This window comes from Pelosinus fermentans JBW45, assembly GCF_000271665.2.
GTDB lineage: Bacteria > Bacillota > Negativicutes > DSM-13327 > DSM-13327 > Pelosinus > Pelosinus baikalensis.
This window is the reverse complement of record NZ_CP010978.1, coordinates 2,499,836-2,512,912: the sequence shown is the minus strand read 5'-3', so window position 1 is coordinate 2,512,912 and position 13,077 is coordinate 2,499,836. Positions and strand designations below refer to the sequence as shown.

Here is a 13,077-nt window from a genome sequence, read left to right as displayed (position 1 = left end):
TAGCTCCATTTCAATAATTATTATTTTTAATAATCGCGCTTTTACTTATAAATCCTTTTGCCTTTAAAACTCGTACAGCTAATCGTTCCAAGCGCCGGGTAACTTTAGTACCAATAAATTCTTGTGCACTTAATGGACGAACCCAAATCGTAATTAAACCAATACGATTACCACCAAGTATGTCTGTAAATAATTGGTCACCGATCACCGCTACCTGATCCTGAGACAATTCCATAGCTGCTATTGCATGACGAAATCCTGATTTTGCTGGCTTATAGGCTCTAGAGACAAAAGGAACGTTAAAAATTTCAGCTATATCTTTTACTCTCTTACCCATATTGTTGGATAACAAACAAATTTTAAACCCTTCCTTTAGCAAAGCATTTACCCATTCAATAATCTCAGGTGACATCTGCTGCTGATCCCAGGGAATAATCGTATTATCTAAATCAAAAATAATTCCCTCAATTCCTAGTTCTTTTAATTGGTGGTACTCAAGATCATGTAAAGAATTTAAGATCATATGAGGACATAAAAGGTTATACAAAAATTTTTACCTCCAGATAAAAATGAGTATTCTCTTTATTAATTAGCTAAGAAAATTCTTGAATATTATTTCGAAAATGAATCGCTTCTGCGACGTGAATATCACTAATCTGTTCCGAATTAGCCAAATCAGCAATGGTACGTGCTACTTTTAATATACGATCATAGCCTCGAGCGCTAAGGTTCATTGCTTCAAACGCTTGTTTTAGCATAACTTGTGCATTGTGAGTCATATGACAAGTTGTTTTTACATGTCTATGGCCCATTTGGGCATTACAAAATATATTGTATTTCTGCAAGCGAGAATATTGTATAGCCCTTGCGGCAGTCACTCGCTGGCGGATTTCACTGGAAGACTCCGTTGGTATGCTAGTAGTCATTTCACTATATTCTAAACGTGGCACATGCACATGTATATCCATTCGATCTAATAAAGGTCCAGATATTTTCTTGCGGTAACGCTTAATATCGCCTGTACTACAAGTACAATCTTTTTTATTGTCTCCTAAGAATCCACACGGACATGGATTTTTAGCACATAATAGCATAAACCTTGCGGGATAGGAAAAAGAAGCGTTCACTCTAGAAATGGTTACTTGTCCGTCTTCTAAAGGTTGCCGTAATACCTCTAATACGGTTCTGGGGAATTCTGCCAATTCATCTAAGAACAATACGCCATTATGGCTTAATGTTACTTCACCTGGCTTAGGGATGCGTCCACCCCCTACCATACTTGCAGCAGAAATGGTATGGTGTGGGCTTCTAAAAGGTCTTGTGCTTATTAACCCAGTATGAGTAGGCAATAGCTCTGCAATACTATATATTTTTGTGACTTCTAATGCTTCACGAGGTGACATGACTGGCAAAATAGATGTAATTCGTCTGGCTAACATGGTTTTACCTGATCCTGGTGGACCAGTCATGAGCAGATTGTGACCTCCAGATGCAGCTACTTCCAAAGCCCGCTTCGCAACAAATTGTCCTTGTACGTCAGCAAAATCCTCACTATCATTGCTCATTGGAGGAGAAAAAGGTTCTTTCGTTGCAGGGAGCAGTTGAGTGACCTGATTGAGATGTAATACCAATTGCTCCAAAGTCGTTGGTGCATATACTGTTAACCCTTTTACCAGTAAGGCCTCTTGCGTATTATCAGGAGCAACAATCATTTGGTTTATTCCTTGCTCAGAGCAATGAATTGCCATCGACAATACTCCTGAAATGCCACGCAACTTTCCCTCTAAAGATAATTCACTGACAAATACATACTGTTGATAATGATGTAAGATAATTTGTCCACTGGCTGCCAAGATCGCAATCGCAATAGGCAAATCTAATCCTGAGCTATCTTTTTTGAGGTCGGCAGGTGCGAGATTAATTGTGATACGCCGTGAGGGAAACTCAAATCCAGAATTCTTTATGGCTGCCCTTACTCGTTCTTTTGATTCTCTTACGGCAGTATCAGGTAAGCCAACGATATCTAATGCTGGCAAACCATTAGATATATCTACTTCTACGGTTATTACAATACCATTTAATCCGATTGTAGTCGATCCAAATGTTTGTGAAAACACAAAGTTACCTCCGAAAATTATTCACCTTGCCATCTGGGAAATAAATCATGGTCAATACCAATGGAATCAGATATTTTGCCAACCATCATATCAATCATTTGGTTTAAAGTAGTAGGACGATGATAAAATCCAGGGCTAGCAGGAAGAATTCTAACCCCTAACTGAGATAGTTTTAACATATTAGCCAAATGTATCGCATTAAGAGGTGTTTCCCGAGGAACAATAATCAATTTCCGTCCTTCTTTTAACATAACGTCAGCTGCACGACTGAGTAAATTATCAGCAATTCCATTGGAAATACTACTTAAGGTCCTCATAGAACAAGGAACTACCACCATCGCATCTGTTTTAAATGATCCACTAGCAATACATGCCCCAATATTCTTTATGTCATGTAAGAAATCTACTTTTTCCTTAATTTCTTGTGGGCTGATGCTACACTCATAATCTAGAACTTGCCAACCATGCTCTGATACTACAGCATGAATTTCACAACCTGCTTCTTTTAGCACTTCAATCAATCTAAGTCCATAAATGGCACCACTAGCCCCAGTAATACCAACAATAATTCGCATTAAGATTCACCTACCTCCATTTAATAAAAAAGACTTAATCATCTGATAAATGCATTTGTAATATGGTTACACGTTATTTTATTATTTTCATTTAGAAATACCTCAATTACATCAAAACGACAATGTATATTTGTATTATGTATATATTGAAGATAACAGGATGCAGTATTGATTATTTTTTGCTGTTTTCGATAGGTTACAGCTTCTGCTGGAAAGCCATAAGTAGTATTCCTTCGAGTTTTTACTTCAATAAAAACTAAAATATTCTTTATCCTTGCAATAATATCAATTTCTCCAATTTTACTACGATATTTTCGCTCTACTATCTCATATCCCGCATCGTACAGATAACTTGCTGCAGCTTGTTCTCCAATATCCCCCACTTTACTAGTATTCACAATAATACACCTCGCTACAATATTCCCCGAAAAAAAACAACATCCTGCTATCTTGATGTTGTTTTTCACAAGTAAATAAAATAAATTCATCTAATCTTATCTAAAATTTGTGCATTTTTTTATCGATATGGTAAATGTATGCCAACACCTCAGCTACAGCCTGATATAATTCAGGAGGAATTTCCCGATCTAACTCAACTGCCATTAACATACTGGCTAATGTCTTGTTTTGATATACGGGAACAGAATGTTGGCTTGCTGTAGAAAGTATTTTATCAGCCATATAACCAGTGCCTTTGGCTACAACTCTTGGCGCATTCGTGTTGGACTGATAGCTTATTGCAATAGCTTGCTGCGGTTTATCCGATTTTTCTTTATTCATATATCTATTCTTCCCCATGACTTAATAGGCTCGAAACTTCTTCTATGTATAGGACATGGACCAAATTGTTGCAATGCCTTTAGATGTTCTGCCGTACCATAGCCTTTGTGCTTTGCGAATCCATATTGTGGAAACTGTTTATCATATTCCCGCATTAAATTATCCCGTTCTACTTTTGCAATAATAGAAGCTGCTCCAATAGAAGCACTAATAGCGTCCCCACCAATTAATGACAAGGAGTGCATTTCTAAATCAGGCAAGGGAACAGCATCAATTAATACGGCATGAGGTCTTTGATGAAGTTCATTAATAGCTTCATACATACCAGATATAGTTGCATTATAAATATTCAGATGATCAATTACATCAATATCTATGACGATATGCTGTACACTAATAGCAACTTCTTTTATCTCATGATACAAATACTCCCGTTGCTTAACTGATAACTTTTTTGAGTCATTAATAGATGGTAGGTGACAGCCGATAGGCAAGATAACAGCACCAACTACTAATGGACCTGCTAAAGGACCACGACCTGCTTCATCAACACCTGCAATTAAATTATATCCCTTAGCTGCAAGCATTCGTTCCTGCTTATAAAGACCTTGAATACGTTGCTTCTCTAGTAAGTTTTGCTCCTGCCTTTTTTGCCATTTAGTAAATAAGCGAAATACTGAAACTCGCGAATCTTGTTTTAAACTATTTATTATAGCTATTGACAGATTATTTTCTTCTAAAAGTTTAGTAATCTCGACTACTGTCATTTGCTCTACATTCAATATTCTTAAACCTCCAGTGGGCATGTAAATTGAGTATAGTATATATTCTCGCAAAACTTGTTAAATCCTTGTTGGATAATCTTAATAAGCTAATTAAGAAATAATAATTGTTTGTACAGTACACCCTGACGAGAGAGATTGATCAGAAATTACTATTCTTACCAAGTTTATCTTACCCTAAGTTATGATCTACACAGACATGCGTACACATCACAACCTAGATAATACAGTATTTAATGGAAAATTCGATCAGAATATAGAAATGACAATTGGTAACACCTCCAATAAGCGTATTAGATGGGCACGAATACAAAAAGGTTGGCTAATCAAGACTCTTGCTGCGAAGGTTGAGATTGCTGCAGCTCATCTAAGTCAGCTAGAAGGAAAAACTACCGGCACGGCAGAGATGAAAACGTTACGCAAGTTGGCCACTGAACTTGAACAGCCAATATGGTTTATAGGTTGCTTTGAAAATATGCCTGAAGATACTTTTTTCGAAAAACTGGAGAAGGCTCGTTGCTATCATGGACATACTAAGGTCGAAATGGCTGAAGAGCTTGGAATTCATCAACGTACTATTTTTGATTGGAAAGATAAAGAGCCTGGCCAAGTACTTAAAAAGAAGGCTTTGCTGTATTGTAAAATTCTAGATTGAGATTATTTTTCCTTTACGCTATAGTATAAAGCAAATCCCCTGGTAAGTCCAAACTTATCAGGGGATTTATTTTAGCTACACTCATGCTTGTGCGAACAATTTTTACAATAGTTTTTATTATTAGCAGCACAAGCTACTACCTCACCTGCTTCACATCCCAATACCGATAATACAAAGCAATAATTTCGTTTTCCTTCATTAAAGATACTTTTTTCATATTTTTATTTTGAAATGAATAAAACCATAGTCAGCAACAGACCTTTTTTGTGTTCTTTCAACCAATAGCTTATATACAGATAGCTGAATAACCTCAGATTCATATACTTGTTGATTCTCACGGCTTTTGTAATCTCCAACTATCAAAGTACCGTCACGAGTTTTCCATACTACATCCGGCTTACCACACAAAGGTATCGGATTATTTATTTTCAACATTCCTCTAACATATATGGTGATAACTTGGGTTTTCGTCTTGAGCGCAACCACCAATAAAGTATAATAACTGCAACTAATATAAGGAATGACATGTCTACCTCCAGGATCTAATAAACCAGCGTAATGCTGCACGGATCGGAATCATCAATACAGGATACTTATCAATTACGATAACTATATATGGCGATATACTATAGTATAATGAAGTAAACATTCGCCCAAGGGTGTAAGGTATTAGATGATTATCCCTAAATTGACGCAGGATATTCGTTTCTATCGCATCGATACCAAAGACTGCTGTTGCAATAAAGCAGCGTTTATCTTTACCAGAAAGCTGGCGATTAAATTGTTCGTGCTCTTGTTTCCCCATCTTGGCGAGTTCTGTAGCACTGGTTTGACGCATTTGGGACCTCCGAGAAAATAGTATGTTCCTATTATATAGGATTTTCGGAAATTATGTAAAAGAAGGTCCTTTATATTTTTCTTTTAACTTATAAAAGGCATAGCAAAAAACTCCCTAAGCAACTAAGCCTAGGGAGTTTTATATGAAAGCCACCATTTCCTACAATCTACATTAAGGTAGTAGAAAAATGAAATTTGATACGCATGGCAGGATGAACCTGCACTTGGCTTCGGAGTCCAATCCAACCCCAATTTACAGTAATATGAAACATATGATTATAGTTGCTTATTGGATTCCTTATATATATTTGACAGAAACTATATTGTCATATGCTTACCTTTATACTCTGTAAGTAATAGTTTCCCACTTGTTTCCCTTTATTACTGTCGGTTCAATTATTTTGGAAACTTATACTATGCCCGTAAACAGTGACGCTAATAAGCTTTTATGTTATAATAATAACTATTATTATGTAAACTAAATTATTATAAATAGAAAGGGTGATATTATGCGCCCAGTATGGAAAGGTATGCTGTCTTTTGGCCTTGTAAACGTGCCCGTATCGCTCACTAAGGCTACCCGATCCAAGACAATTTCCTTTAATCAGTTAAGAAAGTCTGACTTTAGCAGAATACAATATAAAAAAGTGGCTTCGGACGGTGCAGAAGTGCCAGCATCTGAAATCGTAAAAGGCTATAAACTATCGGAAGACCGCTATGTAATTATCTCAGATTCTGATTTAGAGGCAATCAGCCCTAAAGCAAGCAGAATCATAGAAATTAGCGATTTTGTTAAATTAGATGAAATCGACAACCGCTATTATGATAGCTCTTACTATCTTGTGCCCGACCAAGGAGCAGGCAAAGCTTATGCGTTATTACTTCAAGGTATGACTGAAGCAAATGTTGTCGGTATTGCTAAATTTGTTTTACGCAATAAAGAATATCTTGCAGCAATACGTCCTACGGATAACGTTATTACTCTATCGACAATGCTTTTCGCGGATGAAATTGTACAAACAAAAGAGATCGAAAATGATTTACCATCCAACGTAGAACTATCAGACAAAGAAATGAATATGGCTAAGACACTTATTAATTCTTTGATCACTAAGTTTGAACCAGAAAAATATACGAATGAGTATCACAAGCAAGTTATGCAATGATCAATACTAAGGCAGAAAACGAAATGACTGTTGCAACACCTGTCGACACATCACCATATTTTGCAGACCTAATGTCAGCACTAGAGGCAAGCATGGCAGCCATAAAGAAAACTGAAGCCAAGAAGAAATCTCCTAGAAAACCAAAATCAAAGTCAGCATAAAGAAACTCCCTAAAGTCATAGGGAGTTTCTTTATTTCCGTTCCATGAACCATTTGCCCTCATCGTCAAATAAATATACTTGCTTGCCCATGATCTTACAAGTATATCTTATCCCTGTACCGCCCGCCTTGAGGGATGCAGCTAGGCGTACATCAAAAATTTTATCCACTTCAAATACTCGCCCATCTTCCCACTTGATTGATAATGGCCTAATATTACCATATGTATCATGCTTTGCCGTGACTTCTACAAAGACCTTGTAATCACTCATTTTCAACACCCCCTGAACAGAACGTATGTTTGGTTAAATTATAGGGTTTTGGTAGGTAAAAATCAAGTTGTAAATGTTGACATTTAAAGAAAGCTGTCCATCCGGAAGGTAAACAGCCTACATGTAAAGTCCGCCAATTACACTGGCGGACTAACCTAAAAGTTATCTATGACAATCATCTTCTTTAGCCAATTCATGAATTATTTGAAGGAGCTCGCGTTCTATTCTTTCTATCTCTTCGACTTTAAGTTCTAATCTATTTTCGTTATGGCAATCTCCTTGTGACATAAAATGACAATCATCTTCTTTAGCCGATTCATGAATTATTTGAAGGAGCTCGCGTTCTATTCTTTCTATCTCTTCGACTTCAAGTTCTAATCTATTTTCGTCATGGCAATCTCCTTGTGACATAAATAACACCTCCTTATGCTAACATAATATGTTTCTGAGGTGTTAAAAGTGATAAAACACAAAAAAGCCGCCTAACTCATGATGATATGCTCCCCTTGCAATCAATGTCATTAAGTTAAGTAGTTAAGAGCAGGTTAATGTATCAAAAAATGGTGAACGCTATGATAAGTGTTCACCATTTTTATGATTTAAACATACCAAAAGCAGATGACGTTATAAGCCATCTGTACAACATGTAGATATGAAGAGTTGTTTTAAGAAATTCTATATGCAAACCCGACAGCCTTTTTAATATTTTGATATCTTTCAAATACTCTGCCAGGACGTATTTGAGACATAAATTTTTGCACAATTTTCAAAAGACATCTTTCAGAAATTTTGCTCTTGAAATACTGATAACAAAAATGTATCGCTTTAGCGAAATTGATTCTTTTATCTTTTGGATGTTCTACTTGATAAGATATTAAAGCTGCAAAATTGTACATAATTAACTTTGAAAAAATTTCTTGAAGTACAAAATCTTGCTTTTTACTATGAATGCTGGCTAATCCAACATCATATTTTAATTCTTTGAATGAAGTTTCGATACCCCATCGCATTTTATATAATTCTTTCAAAACTTCAGCAGGAAATTCATTCGCAGGTAAATTTGTGAATAACGTTTCATAAGTGGTATTTGAAATTTTAAATCGAACAATTCTAAATTTCAAATCATACATCTTGTTTTCTCTAGGCAGTAAGTAATCAAACGTTGTATGAGGTTGAATCCAACGATATCTATCAGGATTTTCTTTAATCAATGCTATTGTATCTTTCGTTTTTCTCCGAGTAAGGGTGATGGTGGTTTCTTTATCGAATTCATCACTATCAGGAGTTTCATATTTAATACCGTAGGATTCTTTTGAACGTATAATATAATTCCAATTCTTTTCTTGAAAATGAGCAATATTATTAAAAGATTCGTATCCTCTATCAGCTATAACAATAACACTTCCAGTTGCTTCAGATTTTTCAATCATTGATACCAGAGCCTTATGTTCATTCATACCTTTTTTACTTTGTATTGAAGCATCAACATAATTATGTTGCATCAAATCATACATAGCATCAAGATGAAGAAGATTATATCCTTTAGTATTATCGTCATTTTTGATATGAGAATTATCGTCATTTTTATTTTTAGGTAATCTTATATCAGATCCATCTACAGCAAGAAGACGATATCCTTTAAATAAAATCTGCTCGTCACATTGTTTAACCATTTCTCTAAAAATATATTCCATAGCTTTAGATGAAATTTTCTGCCTTTGCTGAACAAAGGCAGAAACAGATGCGGTATCTTCTGCATAATTGAACCAATCATATATTTCTTTACATAAACTATTTCCACCCATGCCAATCATCATTTTAATGATTGTTTCAAATGATAGTTTTCGATTCCTTGTAAAGTCCTTTGATGGATTTTGCAAAAAATCAGATGGATCATCTGATATAGTACTTATTATGTGTGAAAGTATTTCTTTTACTTCGGTTGGTTTCATATGCGTCCTCCCTCGAATCTTTATATTTCAAGGGCAGAGCTGCAAATTTTCGACTATTTGTCAAGTGTTTTTTTATATGACTAGCAAATATAAAAATAGAACGTTTACATCTACTTTTATCGATGTAAGCGTTCTATTTTGCTTAACTTAATGACATTGATTGCAAGGGGAGCATATCACTTCGGGTGAAGCGGTTTTTTTGTGTTTTATCACTTTTAACACCTCAGAAACATATTATGTTAGCATAGGGAGGTGTTAATTTATGTCACACGGAGATTGCCATGACGAAAATAGATTAGAGAGATTAGAACGTGAAGTCGAAGAGATAGAAAGAATAGTACGCGAGATCCTTCGAATAGTTCGTGAATTGGCTAAAGAAGATGATTGTCATAGATAACTTTTAGGTTAGCCCGCCAGTGTAATTGGCGAGCTTTACATATAAGCTGCCTACTTTTCGGTGGGCGGCTTTTTTGGCAGTATTTACAACTTGTTTTACTCCTGTGAAAACTCTACAATCTAACCAAACATGTTCTAATTGTGGGTGGTGAAATTATCATGCGTCGCACGATCTTGCACGTCGATCTGAATAACTATTACGCAAGTATGGAGTGCTTATATAATCCAGAGATCCGCAATAAACCAGTCATTGTGTGCGGTGATGCCGAAGCGCGTCATGGTATCATACTTGCCAAAAATTATATTGCAAAAGCTCTAGGAGTTAAAACCGGAGATGCAATCTGGGAGGCAAACAAAAGTGCCCTGGCTTAGTGTTGGTACGAGCTGATTTTCAAAAGTATTTACGGTTTTCACGATTAGCGCGAGAAATATATGCGGATTATAGTGATAAAATTGAGCCTTATGGAATTGATGAAGTTTGGATCGACGTTACTGGTACAGAACAAATATTTGGCACTGGTCAAGATATTGCGAATCAAATCAGGCAACGCTTACAAGATGAATTAGGGCTCACTGGATCAGTTGGCGTATCATGGAATAAAATCTTTGCAAAGCTTGGTAGTGATATGCAAAAGCCAAATGCCACAACGATTATAACGGAAAATGATTTTCGTGAATGCGTATGGCCTTTGCCAGTTGGTGAATTATTATATGTTGGTCGCTCTACTAGACGTAAGCTTCAGAATCGTGCCATCTATACCATTGGTGATCTTGCTAATCGTGATATTAAAAGCCTACGCTTGCTACTAGGCATATGGGGAGAAACCCTGCATAGTTTTGCAAATGGGCTTGATTCGGCACCGGTGCGGCAGACTGGTGAGAGCAGCATAATTAAATCTGTTGGCAATAGTACTACAACTCCAAGAGATCTAGTCAATAATCAAGACGTCAAACTAATCATTTATGTGTTGGCAGAGAGTGTAGCAGCACGTCCACGTAAGCATGGTTTTAAATGTAAAACTGTATCTATCAGCGTAAGAGGTAATGACCTTATATCCTTTGAGAGACAAGGCAAGTTGTCGAACCCGACATTTTTATCTAATAATATTGCTAATAAGGCGATGGAATTATTTAAAGCAAATTACCGATGGGAGACTCCAAAGTCTTGGTGTGCGTGGATCTGATCTAGTGACTGCAGATCGGCATGTGCAGCTCGATTTGTTTGATAATAGCAACTTGGATGCAGAAATATTGGCAGGTACGGTAGATAATCTACATAAACGTTTCGGGCATTATAGTGTTCAACGTTGTGCCATGTTACTTGATAGGAAGCTTACTGGCTTTAATCTAAACCGAAGACCACACTATTCATCCAATATCATATTTTAGATAAAGGAAAAGGACAGCTAGGCTTAAATGCTGAGCTGTCCTTTTTATGCTGTTTTTGACTTTGGTTTTCTAGGTGCTTTCTTCTTAAATTCGTTCTTCTTTATAGCAGACATACTAGCTTCCAGTGCTGACATAAGGTCTGCAAAATATGGTGATGTGTCGACAGGTGTTGCAACAACTTGATCGTTTCCTGCCTTAGTATCGATCATACCAATACTTGTTTGTGATACTCATTTTCATATTTTTCTGGTTCAAATTTAGTTATTAGAGTATCAATAAGCGTTTTAGCCATTCCAAGCTCTTTATCGGATAGTTCTACATTGGTTGGCAAATCGTTTTCTAGTTCCTTCACAGGCACTATCTCGTCGGCAAACAACATCGTAGATAAAGTAATAACATTATCCGTAGGACGTATTGCTGCAAGATACTCTTTATTTCTCAAAACAAACTTAGCAATTCCGACTACGTTAGACTCAGCCATGCCCTGCAGGAGTAGAGCATAAGCTTTGCTAGCCCCTTGATCTGGTACAAGGTAGTAAGAGCTATCATAATAACGGTTGTCGATTTCATCAAGCTTTACAAAGTCGCTGATCTCTATAATTCGGCTTGCCTTTGGGCTGATAGCTCAAATCAGCATCGCTTATAACGACATATCTATCCTCAGACAATTTATAACCCTTAACGATTTCAGATGCTGGTACTTCTGCACCATCACCAGCAACCTTTTTGTATTGTATTCTGCTAAAGTCAGACTTTCTTAACTGATTAAAGGAAATTGTCTTGGATCGGGTAGCCTTAATGAGCGATACGGGTACATTTACAAGACCAAAAGACAGCATACCTTTCCATACTGGCGCATAATATCACCCTTTCTATTTATAATAATTTAGTTTACATAATAATAGTTATTATAACATAAAAGCTTATTAGCGTCACTGTTTACGGGCAAGTATAAGTTTCCAAAATAAATGAAAGGTTTAGTGATAACATGGGTGTTGGTGAATTTTCATTGGTTTTAAGGCAAAAAGCTGATAAAATACTAGATGTGACGTCTGAAGCCGGTCTATAATTAGAAATATAGTAATAGTGAAATTTTATAGAAATAGAAAAGGTACCGTAAAGAAACTCTCTAGAATTAGTTGGTTAGGGAGTTGCTTTACGGTATATATTTTTTGATTTTTTTCAGTCCTCAATGCAATATAAATTCAAACTATAGTAAACACACACATATAGCTTAATTCAAACCAATCAATTTTCTATCTAAGTATTAAAGGGAGCATATCAAACCACAGCAGGATCCTGTCTTTTTTATATTAATTACCTTATGAAATTTCTATTTTATGAATACAATATTCGATTTTTTCAAGATGTCGCTAAATTCTGACAGACTTTTTAGTTTTTTAGCATCGTCAATGGAAATAACTGGATTAGCTTTAAAGTCTCTGACTTCAATTGCCTTTATCAAAATGTAGTTCTCTCCGACTCGGCTTTTACCATCTAACACTTCTTTGATAGAATCATAATAATCAACTGTACCATTTTTACTAATCCAACCTAAGTCATCGGGAATTATACTATTCACTATTTGTCCATTTTTATCATAAATTGTAGGACTCATCACAGTTTCTAAGCCCATTCCGCGTGCATCAATAACAATACCCGTAATACGTTTCCCTTGTTCTGATGTTCCTGCAGACTCCGCGAAGCTAACCCCAACCATACTTAGTAAGAATAGAAATGTAATCAAAATGGTCTTTTTCATAAAAGAAGTCCTCCTATTATTTTATAGTATATTGATATATCGTGATTATTTATTAGATTTCTCTTTTAAATTAACTACTTTTACAAAAAAATCAACGCTACAAGATTATGAGCCTAAATTACCTATATCGTAATATTAATATCACACGTCGTTGAAAACCACCTTATTAGCATTTAGTTAGGAAGGAGCTAAAAGGTGAGAAGATTGTAACAATGTTGTTACATTTATATATAGT

Annotated in this window: 21 protein-coding genes and 1 pseudogene; 6 read left to right on the top strand and 16 right to left on the bottom strand. The window is 35.9% G+C overall.

From position 1 onward, the window contains the following. Positions 1-10 precede the first annotated feature (10 nt). The 6 genes from JBW_RS11010 to JBW_RS10985 form a co-directional block, all read right to left on the bottom strand. The gene (locus JBW_RS11010) at positions 11-547 is read right to left on the bottom strand and encodes a YqeG family HAD IIIA-type phosphatase (RefSeq protein WP_007956622.1); all 537 of its coding nucleotides are present in this window, start codon (positions 545-547) and stop codon (positions 11-13) included. A gap of 46 nt (positions 548-593) precedes the next feature. Next, entirely contained in the window at positions 594-2,117 is a 1,524-nt protein-coding gene (locus tag JBW_RS11005; RefSeq protein ID WP_007956623.1) for a YifB family Mg chelatase-like AAA ATPase, read from the bottom strand. Between the two features lie 17 nt (positions 2,118-2,134). Further along, positions 2,135-2,692 (bottom strand): UbiX family flavin prenyltransferase, encoded by a 558-nt coding sequence (locus JBW_RS11000; RefSeq protein WP_007956624.1) that lies wholly within the window; start codon positions 2,690-2,692, stop codon positions 2,135-2,137. Positions 2,693-2,730: 38 nt separating this feature from the next. Then, positions 2,731-3,090, bottom strand: a complete 360-nt coding sequence (locus tag JBW_RS10995) for a YraN family protein (RefSeq protein WP_007956625.1) — start codon at positions 3,088-3,090, stop codon at positions 2,731-2,733. A gap of 100 nt (positions 3,091-3,190) precedes the next feature. Then, positions 3,191-3,472, bottom strand: a complete 282-nt coding sequence (locus JBW_RS10990) for an EscU/YscU/HrcU family type III secretion system export apparatus switch protein (protein ID WP_007956626.1) — start codon at positions 3,470-3,472, stop codon at positions 3,191-3,193. Beyond that, entirely contained in the window at positions 3,469-4,254 is a 786-nt protein-coding gene (locus tag JBW_RS10985; protein ID WP_007956627.1) for a ribonuclease HII, read from the bottom strand. The genes JBW_RS10990 and JBW_RS10985 overlap by 4 nt, the downstream gene beginning before the upstream one ends. A gap of 184 nt (positions 4,255-4,438) precedes the next feature. On the opposite strand from JBW_RS10985, the gene JBW_RS23790 reads away from it, so the two are divergent. Then, complete coding sequence (locus tag JBW_RS23790; protein WP_007956628.1) at positions 4,439-4,909, top strand: helix-turn-helix domain-containing protein; 471 nt, start codon at positions 4,439-4,441, stop codon at positions 4,907-4,909. Between the two features lie 213 nt (positions 4,910-5,122). On the opposite strand, the gene JBW_RS25705 is transcribed toward JBW_RS23790, so the two are convergent. Then, positions 5,123-5,344, bottom strand: a complete 222-nt coding sequence (locus JBW_RS25705; protein ID WP_235334188.1) for a PD-(D/E)XK nuclease family protein — start codon at positions 5,342-5,344, stop codon at positions 5,123-5,125. Between the two features lie 94 nt (positions 5,345-5,438). Then, a complete protein-coding gene (locus JBW_RS10965) occupies positions 5,439-5,747 on the bottom strand; it encodes a CFI-box-CTERM domain-containing protein (RefSeq protein ID WP_007956630.1) in 309 nt (102 codons plus the stop codon). Between the two features lie 508 nt (positions 5,748-6,255). On the opposite strand from JBW_RS10965, the gene JBW_RS10960 reads away from it, so the two are divergent. Next, positions 6,256-6,912 (top strand): Ku protein, encoded by a 657-nt coding sequence (locus JBW_RS10960; protein WP_007956632.1) that lies wholly within the window; start codon positions 6,256-6,258, stop codon positions 6,910-6,912. Here the strand turns inward: JBW_RS10960 and JBW_RS26010 are convergent. The 4 genes from JBW_RS26010 to JBW_RS10945 all read right to left on the bottom strand — a co-directional run bounded on the left by JBW_RS26010 (position 6,902) and on the right by JBW_RS10945 (position 9,295). Further along, on the bottom strand, positions 6,902-7,033 hold the full coding sequence (locus tag JBW_RS26010; protein WP_268747883.1) for a hypothetical protein: 132 nt from the start codon (positions 7,031-7,033) through the stop codon (positions 6,902-6,904). The two genes, JBW_RS10960 and JBW_RS26010, sit on opposite strands and share 11 nt — an antisense overlap. A 70-nt stretch (positions 7,034-7,103) precedes the next feature. After that, positions 7,104-7,343, bottom strand: a complete 240-nt coding sequence (locus tag JBW_RS10955) for a hypothetical protein (RefSeq protein WP_007956636.1) — start codon at positions 7,341-7,343, stop codon at positions 7,104-7,106. Positions 7,344-7,505: 162 nt separating this feature from the next. After that, complete coding sequence (locus JBW_RS10950; protein WP_007956638.1) at positions 7,506-7,754, bottom strand: hypothetical protein; 249 nt, start codon at positions 7,752-7,754, stop codon at positions 7,506-7,508. Positions 7,755-8,008: 254 nt separating this feature from the next. After that, positions 8,009-9,295, bottom strand: coding sequence for an IS4 family transposase (locus JBW_RS10945; RefSeq protein ID WP_007960864.1), 1,287 nt, complete (start codon positions 9,293-9,295; stop codon positions 8,009-8,011). A 262-nt stretch (positions 9,296-9,557) separates the two neighbouring features. On the opposite strand from JBW_RS10945, the gene JBW_RS26005 reads away from it, so the two are divergent. The 4 genes and pseudogenes from JBW_RS26005 to JBW_RS25695 all read left to right on the top strand — a co-directional run bounded on the left by JBW_RS26005 (position 9,558) and on the right by JBW_RS25695 (position 11,080). Continuing rightward, positions 9,558-9,692, top strand: a complete 135-nt coding sequence (locus JBW_RS26005; protein ID WP_007959536.1) for a hypothetical protein — start codon at positions 9,558-9,560, stop codon at positions 9,690-9,692. Positions 9,693-9,850: 158 nt separating this feature from the next. Then, a pseudogene (locus JBW_RS26220) lies at positions 9,851-10,257 on the top strand (DNA polymerase Y family protein); the annotation flags it as partial. Positions 10,258-10,317: 60 nt separating this feature from the next. Further along, positions 10,318-10,875 carry a DNA polymerase Y family protein gene (locus JBW_RS10940; protein WP_419177840.1) on the top strand — a complete coding sequence of 186 codons (558 nt, stop codon included), beginning with the start codon at positions 10,318-10,320 and terminating at the stop codon, positions 10,873-10,875. Beyond that, positions 10,862-11,080 carry a hypothetical protein gene (locus tag JBW_RS25695; RefSeq protein WP_235334187.1) on the top strand — a complete coding sequence of 73 codons (219 nt, stop codon included), beginning with the start codon at positions 10,862-10,864 and terminating at the stop codon, positions 11,078-11,080. Before JBW_RS10940 ends, JBW_RS25695 begins: the two co-directional genes overlap by 14 nt. A gap of 44 nt (positions 11,081-11,124) precedes the next feature. Here JBW_RS25695 and JBW_RS26215 read toward each other — a convergent pair whose 3' ends face one another. From JBW_RS26215 to JBW_RS10930, 4 genes are all read right to left on the bottom strand, one after another. Continuing rightward, positions 11,125-11,289: a hypothetical protein gene (locus JBW_RS26215; protein ID WP_007959529.1), complete on the bottom strand. Its 165-nt coding sequence runs from the start codon at positions 11,287-11,289 to the stop codon at positions 11,125-11,127. Next, positions 11,286-11,645: a Ku protein gene (locus JBW_RS26210; protein ID WP_268747896.1), complete on the bottom strand. Its 360-nt coding sequence runs from the start codon at positions 11,643-11,645 to the stop codon at positions 11,286-11,288. Before JBW_RS26210 ends, JBW_RS26215 begins: the two co-directional genes overlap by 4 nt. 4 nt (positions 11,646-11,649) lie before the next feature. Further along, positions 11,650-11,919 carry a Ku protein gene (locus JBW_RS26205; RefSeq protein ID WP_007959527.1) on the bottom strand — a complete coding sequence of 90 codons (270 nt, stop codon included), beginning with the start codon at positions 11,917-11,919 and terminating at the stop codon, positions 11,650-11,652. 494 nt (positions 11,920-12,413) lie between these two features. Continuing rightward, entirely contained in the window at positions 12,414-12,842 is a 429-nt protein-coding gene (locus tag JBW_RS10930; protein ID WP_007959526.1) for a hypothetical protein, read from the bottom strand. Between the last annotated feature and the right edge of the window lie 235 nt (positions 12,843-13,077).

Bases quoted from the DNA above. Each gene is read 5' to 3' on its own strand.
- JBW_RS11000 (WP_007956624.1), bottom strand. From the start codon at position 2,692: ATGCGAATTATTGTTGGTATTACTGGGGCTAGTGGTGCCATTTATGGA.
- JBW_RS10990 (WP_007956626.1), bottom strand. From the start codon at position 3,472: ATGAATAAAGAAAAATCGGATAAACCGCAGCAAGCTATTGCAATAAGC.
- JBW_RS23790 (WP_007956628.1), top strand. From the start codon at position 4,439: ATGATCTACACAGACATGCGTACACATCACAACCTAGATAATACAGTA.
- JBW_RS25705 (WP_235334188.1), bottom strand. From the start codon at position 5,344: ATGTTGAAAATAAATAATCCGATACCTTTGTGTGGTAAGCCGGATGTA.
- JBW_RS10965 (WP_007956630.1), bottom strand. From the start codon at position 5,747: ATGCGTCAAACCAGTGCTACAGAACTCGCCAAGATGGGGAAACAAGAG.
- JBW_RS10960 (WP_007956632.1), top strand. From the start codon at position 6,256: ATGCGCCCAGTATGGAAAGGTATGCTGTCTTTTGGCCTTGTAAACGTG.
- JBW_RS10955 (WP_007956636.1), bottom strand. From the start codon at position 7,343: ATGAGTGATTACAAGGTCTTTGTAGAAGTCACGGCAAAGCATGATACA.
- JBW_RS10950 (WP_007956638.1), bottom strand. From the start codon at position 7,754: ATGTCACAAGGAGATTGCCATGACGAAAATAGATTAGAACTTGAAGTC.
- JBW_RS10945 (WP_007960864.1), bottom strand. From the start codon at position 9,295: ATGAAACCAACCGAAGTAAAAGAAATACTTTCACACATAATAAGTACT.
- JBW_RS26005 (WP_007959536.1), top strand. From the start codon at position 9,558: ATGTCACACGGAGATTGCCATGACGAAAATAGATTAGAGAGATTAGAA.
- JBW_RS10940 (WP_419177840.1), top strand. From the start codon at position 10,318: ATGCAAAAGCCAAATGCCACAACGATTATAACGGAAAATGATTTTCGT.
- JBW_RS26215 (WP_007959529.1), bottom strand. From the start codon at position 11,289: ATGATCGATACTAAGGCAGGAAACGATCAAGTTGTTGCAACACCTGTC.
- JBW_RS26205 (WP_007959527.1), bottom strand. From the start codon at position 11,919: ATGCTGTCTTTTGGTCTTGTAAATGTACCCGTATCGCTCATTAAGGCT.
- JBW_RS10930 (WP_007959526.1), bottom strand. From the start codon at position 12,842: ATGAAAAAGACCATTTTGATTACATTTCTATTCTTACTAAGTATGGTT.